Source organism: Geminisphaera colitermitum TAV2 (genome assembly GCF_000171235.2).
GTDB classification, from domain to species: domain Bacteria; phylum Verrucomicrobiota; class Verrucomicrobiia; order Opitutales; family Opitutaceae; genus Geminisphaera; species Geminisphaera colitermitum.
Genome location: NZ_ABEA03000203.1, coordinates 1 through 26799, shown reverse-complemented (window position 1 = coordinate 26799; position 26799 = coordinate 1). Strand labels below are relative to the sequence as shown.

Genomic DNA, 26799 nt, shown 5'->3' with positions numbered 1-26799 from the left:
AAAAACAGCCGGAAAACACAAATAAACACCGATAGCTCCACTGGCCAAGAAGACATCCGGGACTGCATATACAACGGCGCGCAAAACGAATTCTGTTTATCCGTTGAACCAACTCCGTCCTAGGCGACCTAGACAGACGAATCCACAAATCAAACCCATCCCATCCAAGCGTAAGCCAACCCAACTCATCCTCCAGACCCTGATCTCCGCGTTTGTCACGTTCACACTCACTCCCAGCTTTGCTCCGCCTGCCCTGGCTGTCTCACACCGATGAAAAACCCAAAACACACCGCCTTCACTCTGATCGAATTGCTGACCGTGATCGCCATCATCGGCATCCTTGCAGCGATCATCATTCCCGTGACCGGGAAAGTCCGTTCCTCTGCTGCCAACGCCCAGTGCAAAACCGCCCTCCGCAACTACGGCGTGGCGATCCAGATGTATGTCAACGACAACAGGGACAAGCTCCCCGGCCCCTGCTACGGTTTTGTCAAACGCGACATGCTTCTCGAATCCCAGGAACACCTTTTTGGATACATCGCCCCTTACATCAGCCTGCGAAGCGCCATAGGAAAACTTCCTGACAATTACCTCTGTTCCCTCCTCTTAAAACAGGCGGTGAATCCCAAAGAACCCAACATCGCTGTCTATAAGTTGGCGGGCAAAGTTAAAACCGGCCCGGGTGAAAACGACAGAACCTACCCCATGGGGTATCCGAAGGACGACACCCAACCCGTCCGCACTTACGGTTTTGTCACCAGTTACAACGTTCCCTCCCAAACCAAAGTGCTCCTCGATGTTGATTACGAAAACGGCGTCAACGACACCAAACGCGACGCCCTCCCCCTCAAACCCGTTCACGGCAGCCATCGCAACGTCCTCTATTTCGACTGGCACGTCGGCACCGACTCCGTGATTCCGTGAGTATCCAATTTTCCACCACAAACCTCCAACCATCAACCTCGAACATCCAATGAATAAATCATCCCAATCCGTGCTCAACAGCCAACGCCCAACGCTCAACGCTCAAGTGAAAACTCACTTCTGCGCTATCCTCGTCGCAACCCTCGTTGCGACCCTGCTTACCGCCCTCCCGACCATTGCCCAGCCCACGCACACATGGACCGGGCTGGCTGACCCGACCGATTCTCTCTGGTCCAACTCCGCCAACTGGTCGCCCTCCACTACCGCACCCGGAGCAAGCGACACCGCCGCGCTCGGCGACGCCGCCGCCAATCGCACCATCATCTACAACGCCGCTGCCGCCGGCACGCTCGGCGCATTCACCTATGCGCAGACCTCCGCCGCCACCAACACGCTCGAAGTCCGCCGCACCCTCACGCTCACCAACGCGCTCGACATCTCCGCAGCGACCGACGCTCACGCCCGCCTCTTCATCAACACCGCCTCGGCTGCCGGGGACAACTTCGCTGCCATCACAAGCGCCACCATCCCCGTGTTCACCGCCACCGCAGGCGTCACGCTCGGCAACGGCGGCATCCTCGAATTCGGACGCAAAGCATCCACCACCGCCGGTTCAGCTATCTACCTGCGCGCCCCACTCACCATTGACGGTGGCACACTCGCCGTGCAACTCGTTGCCAAAACAGCGGACAACACTCTCACCAGCTTCCTTTATTCCATCGACGGCGACGTCACGATGAACTCCGGCGCTCTCGTTCTCAACTCGGCCAGCACCAACATCGACACAACCTATACCACAACAATAGCCGACACCCGCCTTCGCATCACGGGCAACTTCACCGCCAATGGCGGCACCATCCAAACGGTCAACTACAACGCCAACGAATTCATTCTTGGCGGCTCCGAAAACAAGATCGCCTCCGCCGTCACCGTTACGGGCAACCTGGGCGTCGTCCTCCAAAGCGCGGCGAATCAAAGTCTCGAAAACGACCAAACGATTTACTCGCTCACCGTTCGCGGATCGAACAACGCCATCAAGACGCTCTCCGGCACCGGCACAATCGGAACCCTCAACTTCTGGGCCGACAACGACTCGTCTCTCACCCTTAAGCTCGACGACGACCTCACCGTCACCTCCGACCTCAAACGCTCCAACGGCACCGGCACCACCATCACGCTCGACACCAACGCGCACACGCTCGACGCCACCACCGCCACCCTCAGCCTCGCCACCGCCAGCTGGAACATCACTGGCAACGGCACCCTCAAAGCCAAAACCTTCAATCTCTCTGTCGCGACAGCTGTCAATGTTAACGGCAGCACAACCCTCACCGCCACCCAAGCCGGCGGAACCAATAACCTCGGTGGCACCGGCACGATCTCCGCCAGCTCCACCTTCATCTATGCCGATGCCACTGCCGGAGCTGCCTCCACGCTCACATCCAACCGTGCCATCGGAAACCTCGACGTTCAAAGCGGCACCCTGAAACTCATCGGCACCTCCAACATCGCCGCCACCAGCGTTGCCGTGCAAGCCGGGGCCATCCTCGACCTCACCGAACGCGCCTACAACAGCACCGCGCTCACCCTCGGTTACAACGGCAGCAACACCGGACGTATTTTAACTGCCGATACAACATTCACTGCCACCGGCGACCTTACGCTCAAACTCGACGCCGCACTTGCCACTGGCACCGTCACCTTTTTTGACGGCCTCACGCTCACCGGCGACGGCTTTGATTCCGTCACCCTGACCGGCATTTACGGAACCATCGCCCTGACCGAAAACGGCAACATCTGGAGCGGACTTTCCTCCGACGCGCTCAACACCTTCACGTTCTCCCAACTCACTGGCGAACTCAGCATAACAACCACTGCCGTACCCGAACCAGCAATGCTTGTGACGCTTGCCGCCCTCGTAACATTCGCGGTTGCCATTGTCCGCCATCGCCGCACCTCCTGAACCCTCCCCCCCCCCCCCCCCGACGCACATCACATGAAACTCAAAAAAACATTCGTCCTGTATTTCATTTCCACGCTCCTGCTAGGCGCATTTCCCGCTGCCGCGCAGATCACGAAAAACCTGATTGCCAACGGCGACTTTGAACAAGGGAAACAAAGCTGGAGCCTCTTCGCTCCCGGCGACGCCAAAGCCGCCGGAGCCACATTTGAACTCGCCGACAACGGCGCGCACACCGGCCAGATCGCCGCGAAAATCAGCTCCACCCAATTTGCCCGCTACGGCATCGGCACACGCGGCATGCGCGTCGCCCCCGGCGAACGTTACCGCCTTTCCCTCTGGATAAAAGCCACCCCCGACACGCAGGTAAAACCCGGCACCCACGGTTTTCTCGCCCGCCTCGCCTTTCAGGACGGAAAAGACCCAACACCGGTCGGTTATTTTTATCTCCTTGCCGACGGCAGCACCGCTTACGCCTCCCTGCCGCCGACACCTAAAACCGGAACCCCCGTCGCACTCCCGCAAGAATGGACGAAACTGGGAACCATCGTGGAAATCCCCGAAGGCGTGAATTTCCTCATTTTCAATCTCTTCGCATGGCAAGCCAGCGGCTCGATCCTGCTCGACGACGTAATCCTCGAACGCGAATAAACGACACCCCCCATCATTCGTAATTTGTAATTCTTAGTTCCCCCAAACTCCGCCCCTCCCCCCCCCCCCCCCCCACACACACATCATACACATGCGATACCCAACAATTCTGTTCGCCGCCCTGCTCGCGAGCAGCATCGCCGCGCACGCCGCCGGCAACCCGCTACCCGTGCTCGACGCCACACGCACCGCCGAAATCGCCAAATGGCTCCCCGCCACTCCCATCTGCTTCACCCCGCCCTTCGCCGACCGCGCCTGGTGGGATGCCATCGCCCGCGCCAACCCTGCCGCCGACGCCGACCTCTACGCCGAAGCCGACAAACAAGCCCGGCTCCCCACGCCCAAACTCGACGAAGCTCTCTTCAACATTTTTAAGGAAACCGGAGACCGCAAAGCTTACGAAGCCCCCTACATGACGCGCACGAAACGCCTCGGCCAGTTCCTCTTTGCCGAAGGACTCCGCAACGACGGCAAACTGCTTCCCGCCATCGAACGCGAAATCGCCGCCATGCTGGACGAACCCACTTGGGCAATCCCCTCCCACGCCAGCCGACGCGCAGACTGGCACGCCGCTTACGACCTCGTGGAACTCGGCGCCGTCAACCGCGCCGCCAATCTCGCCCTCGCCCATTACCTGCTCGGCCAAAAAATTTCCTCCTCAACACGCGTCAAAATTCGCAAGGAAATCCACGCCCGCGTCTTTGCCCCTGATCTGGAACGTATCCGGTCATCAAATACTCTTGGTCCGGAATATTGGTGGATGAAAACCAACAACAATTGGAACGCCGTGTGTCATGGCAGCATCCTCATGACCGCCCTCCTTCTTGGTCCCACGGACATTGGCGACGATCGGGCCACCTTCGCTGCCGCGTTTGAAGCCTTCACGCCTGTCTTCATCGCCGGTTTCGGCGACGACGGTTTTTGCCACGAAGGCATTGGATATTGGTATTACGGATACGGAAATTACATCCTCGCCTCCGAACTGACCCGCCTTGCCACCAGCGGACACGTCGATTTGCTCGACGCTCCCAAGCAACAGCGTATCGCAACCTTCGATACGCGCTGGCAAATTGCCGCCGGCATTTATCCGCCCTTTGGCGACGCCGCCGTCGACGCTCGCGCTCCCGCGTGGATGCACGACTTCGCCACCATCCGTTACAAACTCCCCTATGGCATTCGCGGCCCCGGCGTCGGACTTGGCATGATTCACCACATCGGCATCGGCCCCAATCTCTGCATCACGCCCTTTGACCTCTCGCTGTCCCGTCCCGACGGTCCCCCCCCCCCCGCGCCCGGCTTGCGCGACTGGTTTCCCGATGGCGGCGCCTTGGTCGTGCGACGCGCCACTCCCGTCACCGGCCTGGCCGCCGCCTTCAAAGGCGGTCACAACAACCAGCCTCACAACCACAACGACCTCGGTTCCTTTGTCATCGTTTGCGACGGCGAATCCGTCCTCTCCGACCTCGGGGTCGATGCCTATGTAAAGGACACTTTTAGTTCCAAACGTTACACCAGTTCCGTGATGAACTCCTTCGGCCATCCCGTTCCCCTGGTCGCCGGAAAGCTCCAGCGCACCGGTGCCGACGCTCATGCCGAAACCGTGCGCACCGGATTTACCGACGCCTGCGACCTCTGGGAAATCGACATAACAAGCGCCTATGCGCCCGATGTTCCCTCGCTCGAAAAACTCACGCGCACGTTTATTTACACCCGTTCCACGAGCGACGCTCCACAAGGGCGTGTTGAGATTATTGACCGGGTGAAATTCCGCGACGGACAACCTCAGCCCTTTGGCACGGCGCTGGTATTTCGTCCCAAACAAACCTGGTCTGCGCTCACCGCCGCCGAACCTTCCGGGCGCGAAGGTCTTCGCGTTCGCGCTCCATCCGGCAGCACGTCGCTTGATGTTTCTTGGCAGGCGCAAGCTGACGGTCACGACATTAGTCTGACGCAAAACGAAAGCCCCGTGATCGGAATCGCGCCTGCGCAAGGGAGCAAAGGCACGCGCCTAGGTCTCGACCTGCCCGCACCGGTAACCCAAGCCACCCTTCACCTCACGATTCTCCCGGCACGCTAAGCATCGGATTGGACGTCGATGAAGTTTTCGTGTCCGAGCATGAAACTACGATTTATTGAGGAACAGGTGGACAGGGCTGTGTGGCTGTTGCGTCATCGTTTCCATGATGGCGATTGTGGCGTGGCAGGTGGATAGCTGCCAGATGGGGGCGGGGGGATCTCCGCTGTCCAAGGCGGCGACGAAGTCGCGGAAGGCGGGTGCGTAGCCCATTTGTTCGGTGTCGTCGTTTGGCACGGCGGTGACGGTACCGGGCGGAGGGGGGAGTGACTGTTCGCGTCCGTCGCTGGTGATGCGCAGGAGTCGTCCACAGGGAAAGGCGCTGGCGGAATTGGGGAATTGGATGTCGATCATGTGGTCGCCGCTCTCGAATACGAGGTATTCGCAGTTGGTGCCGCTCGCGGGAAAAAATTCAAGTTCGCAGGTGACTCCACCGGGCCATGTGCCGTGCACCTGCCAACTATCCGTCGGGTAAGAAAAAAAGCGGACTTCGGCTTCGGAAAAAAAATCTCCGAAGAAAAATTGCGCGGAGTCGATCAGGTGAATGGCCGTGGTCGGGAAGTGATCCAGGCGACGACGAAGGCGCGACATGCGCCCGCGGACATGGCGGGTTGTCGTATTCGATAACTCGATACCATTGAGCAACGGCGTGTGGCGGCGATTGAATGCGACAAAAAGCCGGACGTCCGTCCGTGTTTCGCAGTCCAGCAGCGCGTCGAATTCCATCAGCGAAATGGCGGGGGGTTTTTCAAGGTAAACGGCCAACCCGGCTTGCATGGCGAGGGTGGCCATCGCGGCATTGGCGCGCTCGGCCGTCAAGACCATGACGGCGTTGAGGCCGGGCGTTTCCAGTAGCTGGACAGCGTCCGCGCAGGGTCTGGCTGCGGGGAAAAGTTGGGCGGCGATGGAGAGATTTTGCGGGTTTGGATCGCAGACCGCCGCGACTTCCACGCGGTCGGAAAGGCGGCGGATAATCGGCGTGTAAGTCCCCCGCATGATCCCCCCGCAGCCGAGTATGCCAAGCTTGTGTTTCCGAGTTCCCATAATGGCTAACTCTCCGACCAGTCGAAGAGTATGCCCATGGTGCGCACGCGGTCCGTGTTCGCCAGACGATAGGCTTCCACGCATTGCTCCGGGCGGAACCGATGCGTATTCAAGCCAGCGAGCGAAAAATGTCCGCTCCCGACCGCGGCAAAAAAACGGTCCGCAGCGATGCGGTTATTCCATTCGGGTGAATTTCGGCCATCATGCGCACCGCGCAAGGTAAGGCCGCGCCGGATCACGTCGGGCGTCAGCGTCTGGCTTGCAGGCGAACCCGTGTCGCCGAGCAACACCACAGTTCCCAAAGTCTCCACCATTGCGAAGGCGGCGTGAAGCACGGCAGCGTTGCCCGTTGAGTCAATGACCGCGCGGGGCGCTTCGCCTCCAAGTGCGTTTAGCACGGCGTCTTTTGCCTCCGCAGCGGGAACCGCAACGGGGATCGCGCCGGCGGCGGCGGCCATGTTCAGGCGTTCCGGGGAAAGATCGATCATGGCTACACGCCCGGCCCCTCCCATCAAAGCCCAGCGACATGCCATCTGTCCGATGGGGCCTGCACCGATGACTGCGACAGGGTCGCCGAGGCGAATGTCGGCGGCGCGCACGCCGTGTCCTGAGATTTTGGCGAGAGCGAACCACGGTGCGTCATCATCGCTCACGTTGTCCGGCACCGGATAACAGTCCTCCGCCTTCAACACCCCGTGCGACGAATGCGGATTGCGACAAACAATCCGGTCGCCAACTTTCAACTGCCGTCCCGCATGACCGCCGCCTGCGCCATTCGATGAATCAGCGGCAGGGCCGATTTCCTGCACCACACCCACCACGCAATAACCGGGATGAAACGGATACTTCGCCCAACGATCCCAGTGTGTGCCCGGATCGAAATTCTGGTTGAAGACGATATTTTCCGTTCCGGTGCTCATCAACGTCCGCACCTTTCGCACCAGCACCTCGCCGGCGGCAGGGGAAGGGACTTCGCAGGGGATACATTCAACTTGTCCTTTCCCTGTGAAAATCAGTTTTCGTCCAGTTATCGTGGATGTGTTTGTCATACGCATCTCATGTTGACCGGAGGGGGGGGAGGGGCCAGTTGAGTTATCGGTGTTTGTTTGTGTTTTCCGGCTGTTTATGCTTTTGGGGAGGCATGGACAACGGTTGGAAAAAACTACACCGCCACCTCGCCTCTGGACACCTGCTTTCCTACATGGTTGGCATGAGACACCGCCTCGCGGACGGCCACCGCGCGCGATGTCATTCGCACCCGAACATCATTGAAATCGTGTTCCATCCCTCGGGTTGCGGGCACACCACGGTGTTCCCCAAAAACAGGAAGCCCGAACGGGTGGATTTTTCTGCGGGCGATGCGATTCTTTATGCGCCCGATTTGCCGCACGAACAGTTGGTTGATAACGGAGGCGAGGACTGGTGCGTGCAGGCGGTCGCGCCTTCTGGACTGAGATTGAGTGGATGTCTTCGCATCCCCGCCATCGCGGACACCGCGCTTTGCGCCGAGATAGAAACGTTGGCGCGAAGTTTGCCCACGGGACCGGACGCCTGCCACGGTGCCCCGGACGCGGGGAAACCCGACGGCCTGCCCAACGCGATTTCCGTCCTTCTGGATATTCGCACGAGCGCGATTATGCTGCACGTGCTTGAGCTGGCCGTCGCCGCCGACTCCGCTGTGGCGCGGCGCGGCACGTCATTTTCGATGCGGGCTGCGCGTCAGGTGGAGGCCGCCGAACGCTATGTTCAGCAGCATCACGACGAGATCGAATCGCTGTCTGAGGTGGCGCGGCATGTGGGCCTGAGTCACGATCACCTGCGCCATGTTTTTCGCAAAGTCCGTGGACGAAGTCTGGTGCGTTACCTCAATGAGATTCGCATTGCGCGTGCCCGCACCTTGCTTGCGCACACGATGTTTCCACTCAAGGAAGTGGCCGATCTTTGCGGTTTTTGTGACGAGTATTATTTTTCCGCTCAGTTTCGCCGTCTCTGCGGCGTCGCTCCCGGCGCCTACCGTGAGCAGCACCGCACATCACAAAATTAGACAATATCCGGCCAGTCGGTACATCCTGCCAAGTCATTGCCTGGCACCGCCAATGGGCCGAACTTCTAGTGGCAAGGTCGCTCCCTGACCATCAAATCGAGCCATGATCCGCGAATGGAAGTTTCTGATTTGAGCGTCACACTTACTTTGTTGAGCCCATTCCGAATCGCCTCGGTCTCGACAGGATAAAAAAGCCAGTCGCCCTCACGCTTCGCCTTAGCTCGATCCAGCAGCATCTCGTTGAGCCGGACTTCCACGGCATCGGCTTCGATTTGCGTGTTGGCCTTCGTATCTTTTATTCGGATACCTAGCGTATGGAAAACACGCGCAGGTCGTTCGACGGGGGCAACGAGTTGGATGCGGGCGAGCGCCGGTTGTCCGGGCAGGAGGTCACGTGGAGCGAGGGGGTTGAGGGTCTCGATGGTTTGCCATGGAGCGAGCGGAAGGTTGCTCCGCATGGGCGTGGCACCGACGCCGCGAACGGAGGCGAAATAATCCTTCTCAAGCGGAGCAAGCGTGGCCGGGTCTCCAACCTCGCGCCAGATGGGACGGCGTGGGTTGAACTGGTTGAAGAAATACAGGCCGTCCATCCCCGCCGCCCAAGCCACGGCGGCGCGTCCGCGATAGGCGGCGTCGGTCATGCGCAGCGTGGAACGCGGGACGGTGGCATCGAACTTCGGGCCGTCGGGCACGCGGGCGTCATCAAGTGATGGATACACTTTTATCCCAAACCCAGCCCCGTGCTTGCGCGCCAGCGCCACGCTGTCCGTCCACTCGTTGAGCTGAAAATATCCTCCGACGATGAGCAGATCAAGGAGGTCGCCTGAGAGCCACGTTTCCAGATCAAGGCCGATGGTCTTGGCGTAAGCCGCAGAGTCGGGCACGCGCACGGCAATGAGCAGGGGACGTCCGCGGCGTCTGCCTTCCGCGTCGGCCATGACTCGGATGCGACGCAAGAGCCCTGTCATCATGTTGAGTTCGTCGTCGGTGCAGGGCTGGCCGCGAGTCGTGGAGGGGAAAAACACCGGGTGGCGGAAGAAATCCAGTTCAACGCCGTCCACATCGTAATTGAGGCACACTTCTTCGACATAGCGAAAGGCGAGTTCGCGGATTTCGGGGCGGGCGTAGTTGACGGCGGACCAGGAACCGTAGGGCAGGCGTTGGCCGCGGGTGCCGAGGAGATATTCGGGGTGTTGGGTTTTGAGGCGGGTGGCGTCGAAGAGCGCGGGGCCGTAATTGTCGGCGTAACCGTCGTGGTTGTCGTTCATGCGCATGGACCAGAAAAGCTCGATGTTGTGCTCGCGTGTGAATTTTTGCACGACGCGGAGCGGGTCAATGCCAGCGTCAAGCAGGGCTTGCATCTGGTTGTTGGCGTGACGGCTTTCCCGGCTGGTGAAGACCTGACCAATTTTCGTGAAGTGTGTGAAAAGCCCGAAACCGGAACTCCATGTGCAATAAAAAAGGCTGTCCACTTGCGTGCCCGCGAGCGGTGCGATGCGGCGGGAGAGCAGATCGTCGGGAGTAGGGGAGGGGGGGGGACTTTTCAACATGAAGACGGGTTCGTTGCCGTCGTTGTTGACGATGATGCGACGGGTCCGGTTGACGGCGGACTGCCGCCATTCTTTTTCGGATACATCAGTCGGCGTGGTGTTCGCGGTGACGGTCGCGATTGCAAATGCGAGCACGAACAGGAAGCAGAGTGAGAGTGTATGGGAGAGGTGGGGAATTGGCTTTGTTAGCATTGGGATGGTTCTGGAAAAACATTTTTGAACAGAAGAAAACGAAGGTAACGAAGACCTAAAACGAAGGATGTTAAAAAAAACTCTTCGTTGGTTTGTCCTTGGTTCTCTTTGTTGTCTTCTGTTAAATAAATCCTTCTTAGGGATTTGGTTGGGAAGGTTCTGCATTGGCGCGGCGTCGGGTGAGTTCGGCTTTGATTTCGTAAACCTTGTCTTCGTCGAGTTCGTAATTGCGCATGATGAAGAAGGCGGCGAGGGCTCCGATAAAGGGCATCAGAAAATAGAAGAACTTCATCAGGCCGAGCGTGCGCGCGCCCTGTGCTCCGGTCTGGGCGTCAAAGCCGATCCAGACGAGAATGAAGCCGCAGATGAGAGCGCCGAGCGAACTGCCGGCTTTGTCGCACCAAGAGAGCATGGAGGCGAGGAAGGCTTCGTTGCGCTGGCCGGTGCGCCATTCCTCGTAATCGGCGATGTCGCCCAGCATCGAGGCGCCCATGAGGGCGATGCCGGAGATGGCGGCACCGTTGGAAATGAGCACGATGAGTTGCAGCCAGGGGAGTCCGGGTTGGTAAACAACGAGTTTGGCGAGGCAGCCGGCCATGAGGATGAAGACGGCGATTTGAAACGTATTTTTTTTCCCGATACGTTTTGAGAGGGCCGGGTAAACGAAGGCGGAGCAGGCGACGGCTGAGATCATGAAGGCCGAGCCCATGAATCCGTAGGCCCAGGCGGCGCGTTGGAGGTCGCCGCCGAAGACGTAGTAGTTGTTCATGTAAACGGCGAACATGCCGACGATGTTGTATCCAAAACTTTCGATGAGGCGGGAGGCGACGACGCGCTTGAGTGGCGGATTGTGCCAGACGTGTCGGAAGCTTTCACGGAGTTTCAGCCGGGGCTGGCGGGCCGCGATGCGTTCGTAATTGCGTTCGCGGCAGAGCCAGACGGGGAGCAGGGCCATGAGGAGGTAGATCGCGGCGACGATTATCATGACGGTGCGCAGGCCGGTGACGGGGTCGCCAAAGATTTCCATGCGCGTGAGGGGAAACAGCCACTGGCTCGATATCTGAAAGACGAAGCCGAAGATCATGGCGATCATGGCGACGCGGGTGCGTTCGTGATAGTCGTCGGTGGCCTCGATGCGCAGGCCCATCAGCGACATCGAATAAAATGTCTGCGCGGAGTAGAAGGCGAGTGAGACGATGAGAAGGTGAAAGAAGAGCCACGTTTCGCTTGCCCCACGCGGGAACCACCAGAGCGCGAAGAAGAGCACCGTCATGGGAAGGGCGGAGATCGCCATCAGTGGCAGGCGTCGTCCGCGAGGGGAACGGAAGTTGTCGGAGAATTGTCCGATCAGGGGATCGGTGAAGGCATCCCAGAGGCGTTGGATAAAGAGCACGATGCTGATGAGCGCGGGGTTCATTCCGAGCGTCATGTTGAAGATCGGGCTGATCAGCGTGTGCAGTGTTGCCGGGCAGCCCGCCGCCGCGTTGCCGATGCCGAGTCCGAGTTTTTCGCGCAATGGCACGCGGTCTTCGGTGGCGGTCGTGTGGTGAGCGGTGGCGGGCATCCGGGGGGGGGGGGGGAGGGAGGGCAGGCAGGAGGGATTTGCGGCTTAAATCGGTGGGAAACGATTTAGGGAGTCATAATTCGATTTAGGATGATTTTGAGCGGCGGCGAAGCGCGAGGGCGGCAAGAGCCAGTGCGCTCGCAATCCACATGGCGTACGTGGTGGGTTCGGGGATCGTGTTTGTGGTGCCGGTGGCGGAGAAGGCGGAAATGGCAAGGAGGGCTGCATTTCTGTCAGTGGTGCCGGTGTAGTTGTCTTGCTCGAAGTAGATGCCGACCGCCGTCACTTTGTTAAGTTCGAGCGTGGTGAAACTGGCCGCCGTCTGGTTAAAGTTGAGCGAGGTGCCAGGCGCGTAAACGGCCCATTGGGTGCCGGAGAGTTCCGCGCCGCTCAATGAGACGGTGGCGGCCGCCTTCGTGCTGGTTGTGATGGTGGTTTTGGAGAGGTAGTAAGTGTCGCCGACTTGCACGAGCCAGCGACCGGTGGGGGCAAAGGCGCTTGTGACGCCGTCTTCGGCTCCATAGGCGCGGTAGGTCAGGCTGAGGCCTTCGAGGGCCATGTCACCGGTGGTATTGCCTGCGGTGAAATTAGCCTGTTTGAAAATGTAAACAGACGCGAAACTCAATGTGCTGTTGTTCCAGTCGTTGCTCGTGCCTGCGTCGGCATAAATGCGAATGGTGTCGTTGCCGCCCATGTTCGCCCAGTTGTTGATGAGGCGGGTGGTGGGCGCTTTGTTGGCAATGCTGGAACTGGTGAAGGTGTATCCGCCATAAAATACAGGGCCGGCGTAATCCGTGGCCGACGCCGGGCTGAGGGCGGAGGTGTTGTTAAAGGCAACCGTGTAGGTGTAGGGATTGCCCGCAGTGCCGGAACCGGTGGCAGTGGTGTTGGGATTGTGCGCCAGTGGCTGGTCGGCGGTCACGTAATCGGTTGCAGGTCCAAAGCTGAATACGGTGGTGGCGGCGGCGTTGGCTGGCGTGGTGGCGAGAGCAGCGAATCCCGTGACAATGGCGAGAGTCGCAGTGGTGACGATGTGCTTGTGTGTTTTCATGGCGTTTTTGTTGTGGGTGAAAAATGGATACAGGTTGTCAGGATCAAGCGGTGACGATTCCGCTGTGAGCGAGGGGGGGGGGGGGGGGAGGGAGGGCGAGACGCGTGAATGTGTGGACGCGTTGGGGATGTTATTCTTTCAATTTCCAGAGTGTGCTTTCGGTGGTGAGGCGGGTCTTGTCGAGGCGCTCAACGTGACCGTCGAAAAAAGCGGCGTTGGCGGTGTTGCGGTGTCGGAAGGCGACTGTGTTGGAAGTATTGTCAATTTCCCCTGTGTATTCGCCCAGACCACTTTCGAATTTGATGGACCAGCCAAGCGCATCGACAAAGGCGATGACGCGGGAGGGACGAGGGATTTCGGACATCGTCACTATGACCTTGGAACCCGATGACATGGTGCTCCCTGACAGGCTGCTGATGTTGTAGGCGTAGGAGCGGGCAATCCATCCGCCGTCGATGGTGGCATTGGGACACAGGAGGGCGCGGGGCCAGCCTTGCTTCACCGCGGTATTGGAGCGGTTGGCGTCGAAGTCACGGGTGATGCCGAGCTGGCGCGTGTAGTCAGTGGTCGAATACCAGACAATGCGGTCGCTGCTGGTGCCGTCCTCCGGGATGATGGAGCAGGGGACGTAGGTGCCGTTGCGGTCGTTGTTGGCGTGGGCAATGTTGGCGAGTTGAAGCTGGCGAAGGTTGGAGGTGCAACGGGCGGCGCGGGCGCTCTCGCGGACGGCACCAACGGTCGGGATGATGATGGCTGCGAGGATGCCGATGATCGCGATGACGGTGAGTAGTTCGACAAGAGTGAATGCAGCGTGCCTGATTGGGAGGATGCGTCTGATATTCATGTCGGAGGCGTTGGGTGAGAGTGGTGTTGGGATCGGGATAGGGCGGTCAATGGAATCACAAAAGGGCGCGCGGAGATGGCCCGGGCAAATGGAATGCGGTGTTGTTTTTTATGAAACAGTGCGGGTTTGGGGAGGCGCGGCGACGGAACGGCCTGCATAGTATTTGGGAATCAAATACAGGTGACGTTTTCCGACGCGACGGCGGGTGGGGATGTCGAGGACTTGCGTGGCAAGTTTGCGGGCGAACACTTCGGGTTGGTTGAGGTAGCGGGAGGGGGCGGGTTTGAGGTAGGCAAAAAAGGGGTCGTCCTCACGGGAAATGAGCGAGACGTCGTCGGGGACGCGAAGGCCGCGTTCGGTGAGAAACGTGAAGGTGGCGAGGTAGGCGTAGGGGTTGGTGATGATGAGTGCGGTGGGACGGTGCGGGGGCTGGGCGTGGAAAATTCGGACGAGGCATTTTTCCATGCTGGCGGCGTCGATGTCGTGATAGACGACGCTGGCGGTAGCGGTCTCGGCATGAGGCGACTGGCGGATGCCTTCGAAGAATCCCATTTCGGTCTGCTGATCGCCGGCGAGGCGCGACTGGGGATTGAGGAGGACGAGATGGCGGTGACCGGCGCGGAGGAGGACTCCGGCGGCGTGCCGGCTGATGGCGCGGTGATCAAAATCGACGGAGGGCAGGTCGATGCCTTCGTGACAGGTGCCGGCGAGGACGCAGGGGATGCCGCGCGTCTCAAACCAGCGTTGCATGGCGGCGGAGGAGAGCACGAGCACCCAGCAGGTGTGGGTGTTCTGGCGCACGAGTTTTTCGAGCGTGGATGCGGGGTTGGCACGATAGTAGTGTGCACCTTCGTAGAGTTTCAGCCTCCAGCCGGACTCGAAGAGGACATCCCGGAAGGTGTCGATCCAGAGGGAAAAAGGCCGGAGCGTGCTGACGACGTTGGGCATGATGAGGCCGACGCTGAGCAGGGGGCGTGCTCTGGACGCGGCGGCCAGGGAACCGATGGCGGCGGCGTCAACTACACCGGTGCCGGGAGCGGCGGCGACGGCGACGTGAGCTGGCGGGGCGACGATGCGGTTGCCGATGCCGTGGCGGGCTTCGATGACGCCCTCGTGTTTGAGTTGGTTGAGCGCGATGCGAAGGGTGGTATGGCTGACTTGCAGTGTCTGGCTGAGGGAGCGTTCACCGGGCAGCCACTCGGACCAGGTGTTTTGGACGATGAGGGTTTTGAGACGGTCGGCGATCTGGCTGCTGAGTGAGTGTTGGGGGATGAGTGTCATGAGGAAAAGTTGCGAATGAGAACTGAAGCGCGAACACATTGAGTGAAAGAGGCTGACACTGTTGTTTTAAAAACAACAGATCAGTTCACGCTGGAAACCGGCTCCGATGAACGAGGGGGACGCGGTGGCTCGGGATGTCATGGGGTCAACGTGAGCGACACATGACGGGATCGTTTTTTCTCCGCAGCGTCTTCTTTGGCGAGGGCGGGATCATAGTTGTCCTTGCCCACACTCCAGACCACGCGGAGGTTGTGGGAATATTTTATCGGTTGCCCGTCAAAATAATCACGCGGCACGGTCGCAAGATAATCGGGCACCAGCGCATCAAGCGTCTCCGGTAGCGCGGCGGAGGCACTGGCATTGACGTTGGCAGTGTTGGCGGCGCTGGCCTCCTGCTCATGCAAGCGCAACGCAAGCAACGCCTCGGTCGCGGAAATGTGCGATTGGAGTTCGAGGCGACCCGTGAAAAAGCCTTCGTGCGCAACAAGGGAGGACATGAGACGCCCGGCAAAATTCCAAGGATTGTAGCGCCGCCAGTCGTCGCTGTGCGTAATCCGTCCGGCGATGGCCTTGGGATCGGCGGCTTGCAGGGTCGCCAAATCCTGGTCGATGAGCGGGGCCACGGCCCGGATGTAACGCGCCTGAAGGGCAAGCGTGGCGTTGGGCTTCATAAAAATACGGAACGGCCACCAAAGAATCCGGGGCAGAGGCTTGCGCGTGGAGGAAGAGTCGGAGACTGAAATCGTCGCAGGATCATCGACCCAGCGTGAAAATCTATCGTGCCACTGACGAACTTCATCCGTCATGGCAATCAACAGGCTGTCCTTGGAAGGACGGCTGTTCGCCACAACTTCGAGCGCGCTCCGGAGAACGTTCGGTGGCACAGGGTGCTCGATCACCACGCGATGAAGGTGGCGCAGCGTTATTCGAGTAAGAGAAGTGGCGGTGAGATAGGGCAACGCACTGCCCTCAGCCTCGGTAAGACGGCGGGAAATGCGCAGGCACTCCGTCAACTGACGCACGGCCAGGCTGGCATCACCCTCCCCGGCGGTCAGACGGGCGCGCAGGCACGCGAGCTTGAAAAGGTCGCGCAACACACTGAGAGGCGGAGTCGTATCCTCGCCAAAGGTCACCAGCGGTGCCTGGCAAATCCCGCCCGATTCGCCCGCATCAAGGGCCGCAGCGGCAGCGGCCTCCCAGCGCGGCCAGAAGCCGGCGATTTCAGCGGCGTGCGAAAGGGAACGGGCGAGTGATGCGTCCCACGGCGCGTGGCCTGTCAACATGTCATCAATGTTGGGAACGACGTTGGAAACAACAGCCCCCGCAGACGCCCCCGCCCCCTCGTCCGTGTCGGTGCCGGTTGGTGTTTCGCGGGCGCGCTTGCGATGCTCCTCAAGGATGTTTTTGGCCAGATTCCCTGCATCCAGAAGGACGGAGAACACGTTGCCCTCTTCAACGTAAGGACGGGACGGAGGCGGCAGGTCGCTCAGATCGGGAGGTGGCACATCCAGACAAAGCAGAAAGGTCGCAATCACGAGCAACCCCATGACAACGAGCTGGCGCCGCGAGGGTTTGAGCCGGCGGACAAACTTGCGAAAACCGCTCTCCGGGCCCGGCGAAGGTGAGGCGGTCCCGGCGGCGTTTTGGTGGAAGGGGTTGGATGCGGGCGAGGGTTGTGAGCCAGGCATGGACGGCAATTATGGCGGGAATCGAAACGGTGCCAAGGCGAACCACACCCGCTCGATGCGCGGGCTTCGCGTGCGTAATGGCCGCCTGGTTTCGATCCTCGGTCCTGTTTAACAAGCGACAACCTGAGTCTGTGTATCAAAGAATTGGCTACAGAAAATGATACCGTGATATTCACCCTCATCGAGCGGGGACCTGCCAGCGTCCGCCGGAACTTTGGAATGCTTCGTTCTTTTGACTTTAGCGATGGTGAGCGGAGTCTGCCAATTTACATTCTGGTAAATGATCGCCTGCGTGAAGCCGTGATGCCGAAGACAAACAGATCGCGAGACGTTCTCATAAATTCACCACTGGCCGTTTCTATTGTGTATCGGAGCTACCAGTTGACACGCGCCGGGCACCCGCTCACCGGTGCCGAACTGACCGCATGGCTCGCGGACGCGCGCTTGCTGGCCGTCCAACTGGAACCTTTGGGACGCACGACTGTGCACGTCCAAGGCTGCCATGACCCGCCATCCACTGAAACCGTACCCATGCCATGAAAACTCCCCGCTCCCTCATCTGGCACATCGTCAAAAAAGACCTGTATCAACAATGCTGGCAGTTGCTGGCGTGGGGGCGATTGTGATTCTGCGGGTGGCAACTACGCGCCTGCGTTGATTACAGCGGAGCCTTGCCTTTCCATTGATTCCACGAGGATCGTCGAACGCAGCCTCAATTCTTACACGCCCATGATTTTCCTCAGCCGCATCGCATTTGAACCCGCTCCCGACACGAATCTCGATGCGTGGCCGTTCACCGTGCCGGCGTTGCGCGGACTCGATGTATTGGAATTTCGAACCCCCGTGACGTTCTTCGTTGGGGAAAACGGGTCGGGGAAATCCACCCTGCTCGAAGCCCTCGCGCTTTCCGCCAAGCTGCCGCCCGCCACAGGCACTCCGCTCGAACACGACGAAACCCTCGAAACCATAAAACCCCTCTCTCACTCGCTCCGGCTCGGCTGGCGACCGCGCACACGCTACGGATTTTTCCTGCGCGCGGAGGATTTTTTCAACTTCGCCCGAGAAACACGCAAACGCGCCGAGTCGATGGACGAAATGGCCGAGCGTTTCAAAGACGACCCTCGCGTGCGCGGCTACATGTTCGCCCAGAAACAGGCCCTCACCTCGCGCTATGGCGAAGATCTCCACGCGATGTCGCACGGCGAAAGTTTCCTCAAATTCTTCCAGAGCCGCTGCGTGCCCGGCGGCCTCTATCTGATCGACGAACCGGAAGCCGCCCTCTCTCCGCAACGCCAGCTCGCGTTTCTCAGCCTCATGAAAACGCTCGTCGAAGAGGGCAACGCGCAGTTCATCATCGCCACGCATTCGCCGCTGTTGCTGGCGTATCCGGGCGCGAGCATCTGGAGTTTTGATGACGAACACGGACGGCTTGCCGAGACGGCTTACGCCGACCTGCCGCACGTCACCCTCACGCGCAGTTTTCTGGAAAACCCGGAACGTTACATGCGCGCGCTGTAGGCGCGAGCGGCCCGGCCTCTCCGGTCTTCGTTGCCCGGTGCCTTGAGAAAGACGCGATTCCGCGTCTGGTGTGCATCTGCCGCCAGGCGCGCCTTCCTCCGTTTTCCACATCATGAAACTACAAAAAATCGCCACCGCCCTCGCCTTCATTCCCGTGCTTCACTCCGCCGCCACACCCTCCGGCGCCGCAGACGGGACCTCGCCCGCCTCCGCGTCCGCCACGGAAACCATCGTGCTTGGCGGCGGTTGTTTCTGGTGCACCGAGGCGGCTTATCAACTCGTGCCCGGCGTCAAGTCCGTGACCAGCGGTTATGCAGGCGGCCACCCCAGGTGGCAAAACCCCACCTATGAGCAAGTTTGCAGCGGGACCACCGGGCATGCCGAGGTCGTCAAAGTCGAGTTCGATCCGGCCGTCGTCACGCTCGACCGCGTGCTCGATCTGTTCTGGCATATCCACGATCCCACTACGCTGAACCGGCAGGGAGCGGACGTCGGCACGCAGTATCGCTCGGTCATCTTTTATGCAACGCCTGCCCAGAAAACCGCCGCCGAGGCCTCGCTCGCGCGGGCCAATCCGGAGTGGGGCGGCAAAATCGTCACCGAGATCACGGCGCTGGATGTCTTTTATCCCGCCGAGGCGTATCATCAGAATTACTACAAGAACAATCCGCAGGCCGGCTACTGTCGCGCGGTCATCAAGCCCAAGCTCGACACACTCAAGCGCACGCTCGCCCCAAGCCCATAGAAACTCACGCGGAGCAACGCTGAGAGAAAGGCAGGGTTTCCCGCCACGGCGCAACGGATGCAACGCCATCAGCCTGCTGTTGCCTCTCAGCGTGGCGACCGTCGCGCCGTGGCGGGAAATGGTCTCAGCGCGAAATGTCGCCCTGCGAAATCGTCTTGTAGCCCCGTGTGCACAGGGCCTGCGCCGCCACGTCCATGTCCTCGATGTTGAGGACGAGGGCGGCCTTGCCCTCGGGGCGCTTGATGAAGCTGTAAACGTAGTGGATGTTGATCTCGGCCTCCAGCAGCGCGGCGAGGATGCCTTGCAAGTCGGACTCGTCGCCGATCTCGACCGCCAGCACGGTGCACTCCGTGTAGGGAAAATCATTGTTGATCATCAACTCGCGGGCCTTCTCCGGGTCATCGACGATGAGCCGCAGGATGGAGCTGTCCGTGGTGTCGAGCACGGTGACAGCGATGACGTGGACGTTATTTTCCTTTAGCAACTTGGTGAGGTCGTAGAGGCGTCCCACGCGATTCTCGGCAAAAACAGAGAACTGCTTCACTGGATCCCGGGTGACGGCGATTTCAACGGAGGGCATAGGAGCAATTCTGAAAATCTATTTTTGAACAGAAGGAAACGAAGATAACGAAGGAGGCGAAGAATTCACCACCGAGACACGGAGACACAAAGAATTGGCAAAGACAGAGAAGGTCATTTTTCAGGGTTCGATCTTTGTGCCTTTGTGTCTCGGTGGTGAATTTCCCATCTCCTTCTATTCAGCAGAAATCAGCCGCAGCGTTCGCGTCACCGCGCCCTGGTTGGCTTGATGCCAGGCCTCGCCCGCCGCGCCCATCCGGGCTCGTGCGCCGGGGTCGGCCAGCAATTCGCGCACGGCCTGTTCCAACTCCGCCGCGTCGGACACACGCCGGGCCGAGCCGCAAGCGAGCAACTCACGCGTGATCTGCCGGAAGTTGGCCATGCCCGGTCCAAACAACACGGGTTTGCCCAGCGCGGCGGCCTCCACCGGCGTCTGTCCCTCGCCATGCGGCGGCAGACTTTTGCCGACAAACACCACGGTCGCCATCTGCACGAGCCGGCGCAATTCGCCCGTCGTGTCGGCCAGCGTCACGTCGCACGGCTCCGTCGCCGCGCCGCGCGAACGCACCGAGTAACGAATCCCCCCCCCCCCCCCCGTCGCCACGGACGCCGCGGCCAGCAATGATTCGATCTCGGCGCGGCGCTCGGCATGACGCGGCACCAGCAGCAAACGGCACGGCACGCCCTCCGAGCGCAGCGTGGAAAACACACGGAGCAACACCGCCTCCTCGCCCGGCCACGTCGAGGCACCGACGATCACTGGAGCGCCGGGATCATCCGCGAAGCCCAGTTGGACCCGCAACGCCGCAGCCTCGGCGGGCGCGAGGCGCGGCACGGCGAGGTCGAGCTTGATGTTGCCCGTCACCGACACGCGATCCGCCGGCACGCCCAGCGCGCGAAACCGCTCCGCATCGCCCTCGGACGCGGCCAGCACGCGCGTGAGCCCGCGCAGCATCAACCCCGCAAACGGACGCGCCGCCGCCCGCCTCATGCGTCCGAAACTGCGGTCGGAGAGGCGCGCATTGATCGCCACCGCCGGCACGCCCCGCGTCCGTGCCTGTTGCAAGTGTTCCGGCCAGCGTTCCCCCTCGGTCACCACCGCGAGGTCGGGGCGCACCGTCCGCCACGCGCGCCGGGAGAAAAGCCACCAGTCCAGCGGAAAATATCCCACCGCCATGACCAGACCCGTCGCGCCGTAGCGTTCGCGGGCGAGTTTGCAGCCGGTGCTCGTGGTCGTGGTCAGGTAAACCTCCACTGCCGGGTCGCCGCGCCACGCCTCCAGCACGGGGCCGATCGCCAGCATCTCGCCCACGCTGACCGCTTGCAGCCAGACGCGCCGTTTCCCCGGCGACTTCGGCGGCAGCGACGGCACCACGCCAAACCGCTGCAAAAATCCCTGACGATACCCGCCCCGCCGCCGCATGCGCAGCAGGTACCAAGGTGCTGCGACCAGCATGACGGGCAGAAAGAGCAAACGGTATATCCAGATCATGGTGAATGACAGAGTGAACCACAGAGACACAAAGGCACAGAGGGCAACCTCAGACCTAATCCTTCTCCTTCTCATTCCCTCCGGCCTCCGTCTTCCGGCTGGTAAAGACAAGGGTTTGGCATGAAGGTGGACGACGTGTTCCGGCGGTTTTACATGATCCTCTTCGTGGCGCTCTCCTGCCTGTGCGTGCTCACGCCCGGCGTGCGGGGATTGCCGTTAACCGGAGACGTCAAAGGCGTTGTGAACCTCAAGGACGGCACCGTCCTGCCGTGGACGCTCTCGATCCATCCCGCCGCAGACGCCACTATCAACACCGGAAACACCGGATGCGAAGTGACATTCGCCATCCGTCCTCTCCCTCCCCCCCCCCCCCCCCCCGGTGAGCCCGCCCCTCCCCCCCCTGCCACGCTGGATGTTTTCATCCGCGCCGCGCTCGATGCTTCGCTGCGCAGCGGCACATGGCGGATCGAACGCGCACACATCGACCTCGGCGCCTGGTGGGCGACGCTCCGCGCCCAGACCGGGCTTGATGCGACGCTTGGCAACTGGTCCGCCCGCGGTCGCGCCACGCTCACCGGCGAAGGCATCTTCACGGACGACGGCAAACCCCAGGGCCGCGTGACGCTCCAAATCGAGGACGGCGCGTTTTTTAATTACACCGACGACATCGAGATCGAAGGCATCACGCTGACCGCGACATGTGAAGACCTCTCCGGATTTTCGCTCGCCGACGGTCAACGCCTCTCCATTGAGCGCATCGCCGCGGCAGGGTTGGAGGCGCGCGACGCGCAGATCGAATTCGGCCTCACCGCCGACCGCCGCGTCCGCGTGCGGCGCGCCGAAATGACGGCGTTCGACGGACGCCTGCGCCTCGCCCCCTTCGACGTTGCGCTGGCCGATCCCGCCTCTCTTGCCGTGACCGCCACGGCGGAGGTCGAAGGACTCTCGCTGGCCGAAATCGCGCCACTGGTGCCCGAGGCGTTGAGCGAAGCGCGGGGGCGACTGAGCGGACAACTCACGCTCTCATGGAGCACCGCGGCGGGCCTGCATGTGGGCAAAGGAGGCCTGCGCGTGGAGCCCGGTGCCCCGGCGCAAATCCGCCTCGCCCCCCGCCCCGGATTCTTCACGCAAGGCGTATGGGCGCGCACCAAACTGCTCGGCTTCGTGACCGTGGAGAACCCGGCCTACAGCGTGTTGCGCAACGTGGAACTGGGCCGGCTGTCGCTGCAAGTCGAGTCGCTCGACGTGCGTTTCATGCCCGACGGCGAGGACGGCGCACGGACGGCGCTGGTCAGCATCACGGCGTACCCGGCGGACCGGAAGGCGGTGAAGGTAATCACATTTCAGATCAACGTCGCCGGGGCGCTGGCGAAGGTGCTCGAACTCGGGCTCAACCACAGCGTATCGATGGGCGGTGGTGGTGGTGGCGGCGGGCTGCAGTAGCCGGCCACCGACTGCCGCCGCGCCCATTACTGCTTGCGGACGGAGGACTTGGCGGCGCGTTGCGCGCGCAGGACGACGCGAAACATCTGGATCGCCAGCCAGAACACCCCGCTCATGCATCCCGCCGCGAGCCCCGCCCACAGCGCGATCATCGCCGGGTCCGTGGACGGCACATGCGACCGCAGGATCGAAAACATGAAGGCGAAAAAGCCGACGACAAGAATGCCGTCGATTACCAGGCTGACGGGTGTGGCAAGTTTTTCTCCAGATCGTGACATGGCGGGCTAATGAGGCGCATCATCTGTCATTGTCCAATCGTTTCTGCAAAAGAGCGCAGCTCGCAGCCCCGTTCTCCTGCGGCGCAACTCGCACCGCAGGCTTGCGATTCGCGCCGCCAGCCGCCAGTAAACAACCCTGATGCACCACCCCCTGTCCTGCCACCAACGCCGCCGCCGCAACAGCAGCGCCGGTCTCCACGCAATCGCAGCCGGCCTCGCAGTCGCGCTCTCCTTCACGCTCGGCCACCCGGCCAGCGCCCAAACCAACGCCGCGCCTTCACCGGCGTCCGTGAAAACGGATGCCGAGGCCAATGCCCCGTCGCTGAAGGTGACCGCCGACCGAGCCGACGCGCTTTACGCCCAAGGCGACACCGTCACATTCACGATCCGGCTCGCCAACGCGCCCGACGACGCCGAGGTCAAGTGGACCACGAGCAAGGACGGCATGCCCCCGCGCAACACCGGCACCGCCAAACTCGTCAACGGCGAGGCCACCGTGAAAGCCACGCTCAACGAGCCCGGCTTCATATTCTGCGAAGCAACCTACACGTATCCGGATTCCGGCGACGCCAAGGCGAAGACCGCGACCGTGAAAGCACTCGGCGGCGCGGGCATTGATCCGCTCAATATCAAGCCCAGCCTGCCGGTGCCCGACGATTTTGACGCCTTCTGGGCCGCGAAGAAAAAGGAACTCGCCGCCATCCCCATGAACGCCCGGCTCACCCCCGTTCCCGCTCCGAAAACCGCCGCTGGCAGCGCCAAGGTCGAGACCTTCGACCTTCAGGTTGATAGCCTCGGCGCGCCTGTTTCCGGTTACTACGCCCGTCCCGCCGGTGCGCAGCCCGGCACGCTCCCCGCGATCCTCACCGTCCACGGCGCCGGCGTGCGCAGTTCCAGCCTCACTGGACCTGCTGGCTGGGCCGCGCGCGGCTTGATCGCGCTCGACATCAACGCTCACGGTCTGCCCAACGGCAAACCCGCCGCCTACTACGAGGATCTCGCCAAGGGTGATCTGCGCGACTACCGCACGCGCGGCCGCGAGTCGCGCGACACGATTTACTTCCAAGGCATGTATCTGCGCCTTGTGCGTGCGATTGATTTTCTCACCGCGCAGCCCGAATGGGATGGCCGCACGGTCATTGTTTCCGGCGGCAGTCAGGGAGGCGCGCAGTCCATCGTGGCCGGCGGACTCGATCCGCGCGTGACCTACATCTCGGCGGGCGTTCCCGCGCTTTGCGACAACACCGGCGTGCTCGTCAACCGTCAGCGTGGCTGGCCCAAGTTCCTGCCCGGCACCAAGGAGGAGGCCGAGAAATTGCCCCAGGTGATCGAGGCCGTGCGTTACTACGACGCGATGAACTTCGCCACCCGGGTGAAGGCGCGCGCGTATTTCACGGTTGGTTTCATCGACGTCACCTGCGCGCCGACCTCCGTGTATGCCGCCTACAACAACCTCCCCGGCCAAAAGGAAATCTACAACGACATCGCCAACGGCCACCGCAGTTCCGCGGCCTGCGGCAAGGCCAAGAACGAGGCCATCCACGCGTATTTGAAAACGCTCAAATAACTAACTGAAGTTACGCGGACGTTTGCCAAGGAGCGGCGGTCTCCAGGCCGCCGGACGACGCGAAGCGTCGCCCGTTTGAATGATGAACTGCATGAGGCGAGGCGCGTTGCGCCTCGTCCGGCGGCCTGGAGACCGCCGCTCCTTGCTTCGACTGCGTAACTATCAGTAACTAATCCGGAAGTTCACCACAGAGACACAGAGGCGCAAAGAATAGAACCGGAGAGGGGACATAAATTCTGATACCCTTTCCCGCTCAAAGTATCTTACGCGCCTCTGCGCCTTGTCGCTCTCCTTGAAAAAAACCGCTCGCAGGAGGCGGCGATGCGGGTTCTGTTCACCGGAACTGGAACCGAAAACGTCATGGCCTGGACTGCGCAACTGATTCACTTTGTCGATTTTGAAGGGAGCCTCGCGTCGGGGATTCTTGAATACGGCGTGGTCACGTTGCGCGGGACGCAGGTGCTCGGTTCGCATACGCGGCTTTGCCGTCCCACGGGACGGGTGCGGCTGGCGGATCGTGAACTGCATGGGATTGATCCCGACAGCGTGGCGGATTGCGCGCTGTTTCATGACGACTTTACCCTGTTCGCCAACTGGCGCGCAACGGGGCCGCTGGCGGCGCATTTCGCCAACGCGGAAAACACTCTGATCAAATCCGTGTGGCCCTATCCGCGCAGTTCTCCCGATTTCATCCGCGCCGGCGAAATGACAACCGACTGGGGGCCGTGGCTCGATACGGGCCGCCTTTATCCGCAAATCTATCCGGGACTGACCTCGTCAAAGCTCGGCGATCTGGTGGCGGCGTTTGGTTTGCAGGGGGAGCTTGACGCGCTGGCGGCGACGCACTGCCCGCCGGACCGGCGGCGCTACCACGCGGCGCTTTACGATGCGCTGGCAGGCGCGCTTTTGCTGGCGCGGCTCGCGAGTGAACCGTCCGTGGCCGGTCAGTCGCTGCCGTGGTTGATCGGCATGAGCACGCTGGACGGTGACAAGCGGGACAGTCTCTGGCAGGGGTCGTTGTTTTGATAAGCGGCGGGGGGGGGGGGAGGGGGGGGATGTTCGTTCCAAGGAACAAGGAACGGCGGTTTTTGACGCGTTTTCAGTTGAGTTGTAGCCGTTGTTTTAACGGTAGGGAGGCCTTTGTGCCCTCTGCCGAGGGCAGCCCTTCGGGCCATCGCCTTCGGCGATGCCATCTCCGCGCTGCTGCGCTCCGTCCGAGGCCTCCGAAACCACGCTCCAACTACCTATGAATTTCGCATTCTCGCACTACGCACGGCGGAGGCCTCGGAGAGGCCTCCCTACCAGGTATCAAATGGCTTCAGCTTAAATGAAACTGCTCTAACCGCCGTCGCGGGCGTCAGGCGACGACGAGGTTTAGGATGCGGCCGGGGACGTAGATCACTTTTTTGATCTCTTTGCCTGCGAGGTGCGGCGCGGCCTCGAGGGAGGCTTGTGCGGCGGCAAGGGCGGCGTCCTGCGTGGCTCCGGTGGGGAGCAGGAGTTCGGCGCGTTTTTTGCCGTTCACTTGCACGATGACTTTTTGCTCGGTCGCTACGAGTTTGGCGGGGTCGTAGGCGGGCCAAGGCGCGGCTAGGATGGAGCCTTTTTGACCGAGGCGGGCCCAGAGTTCTTCGCACATGTGGGGAGCAAAGGGCGCAAGAATTTGCAGGAAGGCGAGGACGGTGCGGCGGCGTTGCGTGGGGACTTTCTGGAGGGCGTTGGCAAAGATCATCATTTGCGAGATCGCAGTGTTGAACCGCATGTTCTCGATGTCTTCGCCGACTTTCTTGATCGTCTCGTGCAGGAGTCTGTCGAGTTCGGGACTCTCAATGGCGTCGATGTCAATGGTGAGGCCGGCGCTGACGTTGCCTTCTTTGTCGATGACCTGGCTCCAGATTTTGCGCAGGAAACGGTGCACGCCTTCGATGCCGTTGGGGTTCCAAGGTTTCATCGCCTCCAGGGGGCCGAGGAACATGAGGTAGAGGCGGAGTGTATCCGTTCCGTGGCTACGAATGATGTCGTCGGGGTTGACGGTGTTGCCGCGGCTTTTGGACATTTTTTCGCCGTCTTCGCCGAGGATGATGCCTTGGTGGAAGAGTTTGGTGAAGGGTTCCGCTTGGGGCACGGCTCCGATGTCGAAGAGGACTTTGTGCCAGAAGCGGGCGTAGAGGAGGTGCAGGACGGCGTGTTCCGCGCCGCCGACGTAGAGGTCGGGCACGCCCCAGTAAGCGAGGGCTTTGCGGCTGGCAAAGGCGGTGTCGTTTTGCGGGTCGAGGAAGCGCAGGTAATACCAGCAGGAGCCGGCCCATT

22 protein-coding genes are annotated in these 26799 nt (G+C 61.1%); 10 read left to right on the top strand and 12 right to left on the bottom strand.

What is annotated here, in order from left to right; genetic code table 11:
* Nucleotides 1–270: 270 nt before the first annotated feature.
* From OBACDRAFT_RS23685 to OBACDRAFT_RS31005, 4 genes are all read left to right on the top strand, one after another.
* The gene (locus OBACDRAFT_RS23685) at nt 271–924 is read left to right on the top strand and encodes a type II secretion system protein (protein WP_043589539.1); all 654 of its coding nucleotides are present in this window, start codon (nt 271–273) and stop codon (nt 922–924) included.
* Nucleotides 925–973: 49 nt separating this feature from the next.
* A complete protein-coding gene (locus tag OBACDRAFT_RS23680; protein WP_043589537.1) occupies nt 974–2887 on the top strand; it encodes a beta strand repeat-containing protein in 1914 nt (637 codons plus the stop codon).
* Between the two features lie 33 nt (nt 2888–2920).
* Nucleotides 2921–3535 carry a carbohydrate binding domain-containing protein gene (locus OBACDRAFT_RS23675; RefSeq protein ID WP_043589536.1) on the top strand — a complete coding sequence of 205 codons (615 nt, stop codon included), beginning with the start codon at nt 2921–2923 and terminating at the stop codon, nt 3533–3535.
* A 91-nt stretch (nt 3536–3626) separates the two neighbouring features.
* Nucleotides 3627–5612 (top strand): heparinase II/III family protein, encoded by a 1986-nt coding sequence (locus tag OBACDRAFT_RS31005; protein WP_043589534.1) that lies wholly within the window; start codon nt 3627–3629, stop codon nt 5610–5612.
* Nucleotides 5613–5657: 45 nt separating this feature from the next.
* Here the strand turns inward: OBACDRAFT_RS31005 and OBACDRAFT_RS23665 are convergent, their stop codons facing one another.
* Both OBACDRAFT_RS23665 and OBACDRAFT_RS23660 read right to left on the bottom strand, forming a co-directional pair.
* Nucleotides 5658–6653 (bottom strand): Gfo/Idh/MocA family protein, encoded by a 996-nt coding sequence (locus OBACDRAFT_RS23665; RefSeq protein WP_081722315.1) that lies wholly within the window; start codon nt 6651–6653, stop codon nt 5658–5660.
* 5 nt (nt 6654–6658) lie between these two features.
* Entirely contained in the window at nt 6659–7702 is a 1044-nt protein-coding gene (locus tag OBACDRAFT_RS23660) for a zinc-dependent alcohol dehydrogenase (protein ID WP_198529974.1), read from the bottom strand.
* Nucleotides 7703–7794: 92 nt separating this feature from the next.
* On the opposite strand from OBACDRAFT_RS23660, the gene OBACDRAFT_RS23655 reads away from it, so the two are divergent.
* Nucleotides 7795–8697 (top strand): AraC family transcriptional regulator, encoded by a 903-nt coding sequence (locus OBACDRAFT_RS23655; protein ID WP_043589530.1) that lies wholly within the window; start codon nt 7795–7797, stop codon nt 8695–8697.
* 65 nt (nt 8698–8762) lie between these two features.
* On the opposite strand, the gene OBACDRAFT_RS23650 is transcribed toward OBACDRAFT_RS23655, so the two are convergent.
* The 6 genes from OBACDRAFT_RS23650 to OBACDRAFT_RS23625 all read right to left on the bottom strand — a co-directional run bounded on the left by OBACDRAFT_RS23650 (nt 8763) and on the right by OBACDRAFT_RS23625 (nt 16867).
* The gene (locus tag OBACDRAFT_RS23650) at nt 8763–10439 is read right to left on the bottom strand and encodes a glycoside hydrolase family protein (protein ID WP_052362489.1); all 1677 of its coding nucleotides are present in this window, start codon (nt 10437–10439) and stop codon (nt 8763–8765) included.
* A 136-nt stretch (nt 10440–10575) separates the two neighbouring features.
* Entirely contained in the window at nt 10576–12003 is a 1428-nt protein-coding gene (locus OBACDRAFT_RS23645) for an MFS transporter (protein ID WP_043589529.1), read from the bottom strand.
* A gap of 85 nt (nt 12004–12088) precedes the next feature.
* Nucleotides 12089–13054, bottom strand: a complete 966-nt coding sequence (locus tag OBACDRAFT_RS23640; protein ID WP_043589527.1) for a PEP-CTERM domain protein — start codon at nt 13052–13054, stop codon at nt 12089–12091.
* Nucleotides 13055–13184: 130 nt separating this feature from the next.
* A complete protein-coding gene (locus OBACDRAFT_RS29070; protein WP_052362487.1) occupies nt 13185–13898 on the bottom strand; it encodes a prepilin-type N-terminal cleavage/methylation domain-containing protein in 714 nt (237 codons plus the stop codon).
* Between the two features lie 108 nt (nt 13899–14006).
* On the bottom strand, nt 14007–15179 hold the full coding sequence (locus tag OBACDRAFT_RS23630) for a substrate-binding domain-containing protein (RefSeq protein ID WP_043589526.1): 1173 nt from the start codon (nt 15177–15179) through the stop codon (nt 14007–14009).
* A 137-nt stretch (nt 15180–15316) separates the two neighbouring features.
* Complete coding sequence (locus OBACDRAFT_RS23625) at nt 15317–16867, bottom strand: hypothetical protein (RefSeq protein ID WP_043589524.1); 1551 nt, start codon at nt 16865–16867, stop codon at nt 15317–15319.
* A 729-nt stretch (nt 16868–17596) separates the two neighbouring features.
* Between OBACDRAFT_RS23625 and OBACDRAFT_RS23620 the strand changes: the two genes are divergently transcribed.
* Entirely contained in the window at nt 17597–18385 is a 789-nt protein-coding gene (locus tag OBACDRAFT_RS23620) for an AAA family ATPase (RefSeq protein ID WP_043589522.1), read from the top strand.
* A gap of 112 nt (nt 18386–18497) precedes the next feature.
* Entirely contained in the window at nt 18498–19130 is a 633-nt protein-coding gene (msrA, locus tag OBACDRAFT_RS23615; RefSeq protein ID WP_043589521.1) for a peptide-methionine (S)-S-oxide reductase MsrA, read from the top strand.
* A 124-nt stretch (nt 19131–19254) separates the two neighbouring features.
* Here the strand turns inward: msrA and OBACDRAFT_RS23610 are convergent, their stop codons facing one another.
* Both OBACDRAFT_RS23610 and OBACDRAFT_RS23605 read right to left on the bottom strand, forming a co-directional pair.
* Nucleotides 19255–19710 (bottom strand): acetolactate synthase, encoded by a 456-nt coding sequence (locus OBACDRAFT_RS23610; protein WP_043589519.1) that lies wholly within the window; start codon nt 19708–19710, stop codon nt 19255–19257.
* Nucleotides 19711–19884: 174 nt separating this feature from the next.
* The gene (locus tag OBACDRAFT_RS23605) at nt 19885–21201 is read right to left on the bottom strand and encodes a 3-deoxy-D-manno-octulosonic acid transferase (protein WP_043589517.1); all 1317 of its coding nucleotides are present in this window, start codon (nt 21199–21201) and stop codon (nt 19885–19887) included.
* Nucleotides 21202–21321: 120 nt separating this feature from the next.
* Here OBACDRAFT_RS23605 and OBACDRAFT_RS23600 point away from each other — a divergent pair, with 120 nt between their 5' ends.
* Nucleotides 21322–22644, top strand: coding sequence for an intermembrane phospholipid transport protein YdbH family protein (locus OBACDRAFT_RS23600; protein ID WP_052362485.1), 1323 nt, complete (start codon nt 21322–21324; stop codon nt 22642–22644).
* A 26-nt stretch (nt 22645–22670) separates the two neighbouring features.
* Here the strand turns inward: OBACDRAFT_RS23600 and OBACDRAFT_RS23595 are convergent, their stop codons facing one another.
* Nucleotides 22671–22922, bottom strand: a complete 252-nt coding sequence (locus OBACDRAFT_RS23595) for a hypothetical protein (RefSeq protein WP_043589516.1) — start codon at nt 22920–22922, stop codon at nt 22671–22673.
* 139 nt (nt 22923–23061) lie between these two features.
* Here OBACDRAFT_RS23595 and OBACDRAFT_RS23590 point away from each other — a divergent pair, with 139 nt between their 5' ends.
* Together OBACDRAFT_RS23590 and OBACDRAFT_RS23585 are read left to right on the top strand one after the other, a co-directional pair.
* Nucleotides 23062–24489, top strand: coding sequence for an acetylxylan esterase (locus OBACDRAFT_RS23590; protein ID WP_081722313.1), 1428 nt, complete (start codon nt 23062–23064; stop codon nt 24487–24489).
* 360 nt (nt 24490–24849) lie between these two features.
* Nucleotides 24850–25515, top strand: a complete 666-nt coding sequence (locus OBACDRAFT_RS23585) for a 3'-5' exonuclease (protein ID WP_043589565.1) — start codon at nt 24850–24852, stop codon at nt 25513–25515.
* Between the two features lie 331 nt (nt 25516–25846).
* Here the strand turns inward: OBACDRAFT_RS23585 and OBACDRAFT_RS23580 are convergent.
* A partial coding sequence (locus tag OBACDRAFT_RS23580) for a class I tRNA ligase family protein (protein WP_043589514.1) occupies nt 25847–26799 on the bottom strand: 953 nt, incomplete at its 5' end.

What these genes read in the sequence shown, in the direction of transcription:
- OBACDRAFT_RS23655 (WP_043589530.1), top strand. Translation starts at nt 7,795, where the DNA reads ATGGACAACGGTTGGAAAAAACTACACCGCCACCTCGCCTCTGGACAC.
- OBACDRAFT_RS23665 (WP_081722315.1), bottom strand. Translation starts at nt 6,653, where the DNA reads ATGGGAACTCGGAAACACAAGCTTGGCATACTCGGCTGCGGGGGGATC.
- OBACDRAFT_RS23605 (WP_043589517.1), bottom strand. Translation starts at nt 21,201, where the DNA reads ATGATCTGGATATACCGTTTGCTCTTTCTGCCCGTCATGCTGGTCGCA.
- OBACDRAFT_RS29070 (WP_052362487.1), bottom strand. Translation starts at nt 13,898, where the DNA reads ATGAATATCAGACGCATCCTCCCAATCAGGCACGCTGCATTCACTCTT.
- OBACDRAFT_RS31005 (WP_043589534.1), top strand. Translation starts at nt 3,627, where the DNA reads ATGCGATACCCAACAATTCTGTTCGCCGCCCTGCTCGCGAGCAGCATC.
- OBACDRAFT_RS23625 (WP_043589524.1), bottom strand. Translation starts at nt 16,867, where the DNA reads ATGCCTGGCTCACAACCCTCGCCCGCATCCAACCCCTTCCACCAAAAC.
- OBACDRAFT_RS23675 (WP_043589536.1), top strand. Translation starts at nt 2,921, where the DNA reads ATGAAACTCAAAAAAACATTCGTCCTGTATTTCATTTCCACGCTCCTG.
- OBACDRAFT_RS23645 (WP_043589529.1), bottom strand. Translation starts at nt 12,003, where the DNA reads ATGCCCGCCACCGCTCACCACACGACCGCCACCGAAGACCGCGTGCCA.
- OBACDRAFT_RS23660 (WP_198529974.1), bottom strand. Translation starts at nt 7,702, where the DNA reads ATGACAAACACATCCACGATAACTGGACGAAAACTGATTTTCACAGGG.
- OBACDRAFT_RS23680 (WP_043589537.1), top strand. Translation starts at nt 974, where the DNA reads ATGAATAAATCATCCCAATCCGTGCTCAACAGCCAACGCCCAACGCTC.
- msrA (WP_043589521.1), top strand. Translation starts at nt 18,498, where the DNA reads ATGAAACTACAAAAAATCGCCACCGCCCTCGCCTTCATTCCCGTGCTT.
- OBACDRAFT_RS23600 (WP_052362485.1), top strand. Translation starts at nt 21,322, where the DNA reads ATGAAGGTGGACGACGTGTTCCGGCGGTTTTACATGATCCTCTTCGTG.
- OBACDRAFT_RS23640 (WP_043589527.1), bottom strand. Translation starts at nt 13,054, where the DNA reads ATGAAAACACACAAGCACATCGTCACCACTGCGACTCTCGCCATTGTC.
- OBACDRAFT_RS23650 (WP_052362489.1), bottom strand. Translation starts at nt 10,439, where the DNA reads ATGCTAACAAAGCCAATTCCCCACCTCTCCCATACACTCTCACTCTGC.
- OBACDRAFT_RS23630 (WP_043589526.1), bottom strand. Translation starts at nt 15,179, where the DNA reads ATGACACTCATCCCCCAACACTCACTCAGCAGCCAGATCGCCGACCGT.
- OBACDRAFT_RS23685 (WP_043589539.1), top strand. Translation starts at nt 271, where the DNA reads ATGAAAAACCCAAAACACACCGCCTTCACTCTGATCGAATTGCTGACC.
- OBACDRAFT_RS23620 (WP_043589522.1), top strand. Translation starts at nt 17,597, where the DNA reads ATGATTTTCCTCAGCCGCATCGCATTTGAACCCGCTCCCGACACGAAT.
- OBACDRAFT_RS23610 (WP_043589519.1), bottom strand. Translation starts at nt 19,710, where the DNA reads ATGCCCTCCGTTGAAATCGCCGTCACCCGGGATCCAGTGAAGCAGTTC.
- OBACDRAFT_RS23595 (WP_043589516.1), bottom strand. Translation starts at nt 22,922, where the DNA reads ATGTCACGATCTGGAGAAAAACTTGCCACACCCGTCAGCCTGGTAATC.
- OBACDRAFT_RS23590 (WP_081722313.1), top strand. Translation starts at nt 23,062, where the DNA reads ATGCACCACCCCCTGTCCTGCCACCAACGCCGCCGCCGCAACAGCAGC.
- OBACDRAFT_RS23585 (WP_043589565.1), top strand. Translation starts at nt 24,850, where the DNA reads ATGGCCTGGACTGCGCAACTGATTCACTTTGTCGATTTTGAAGGGAGC.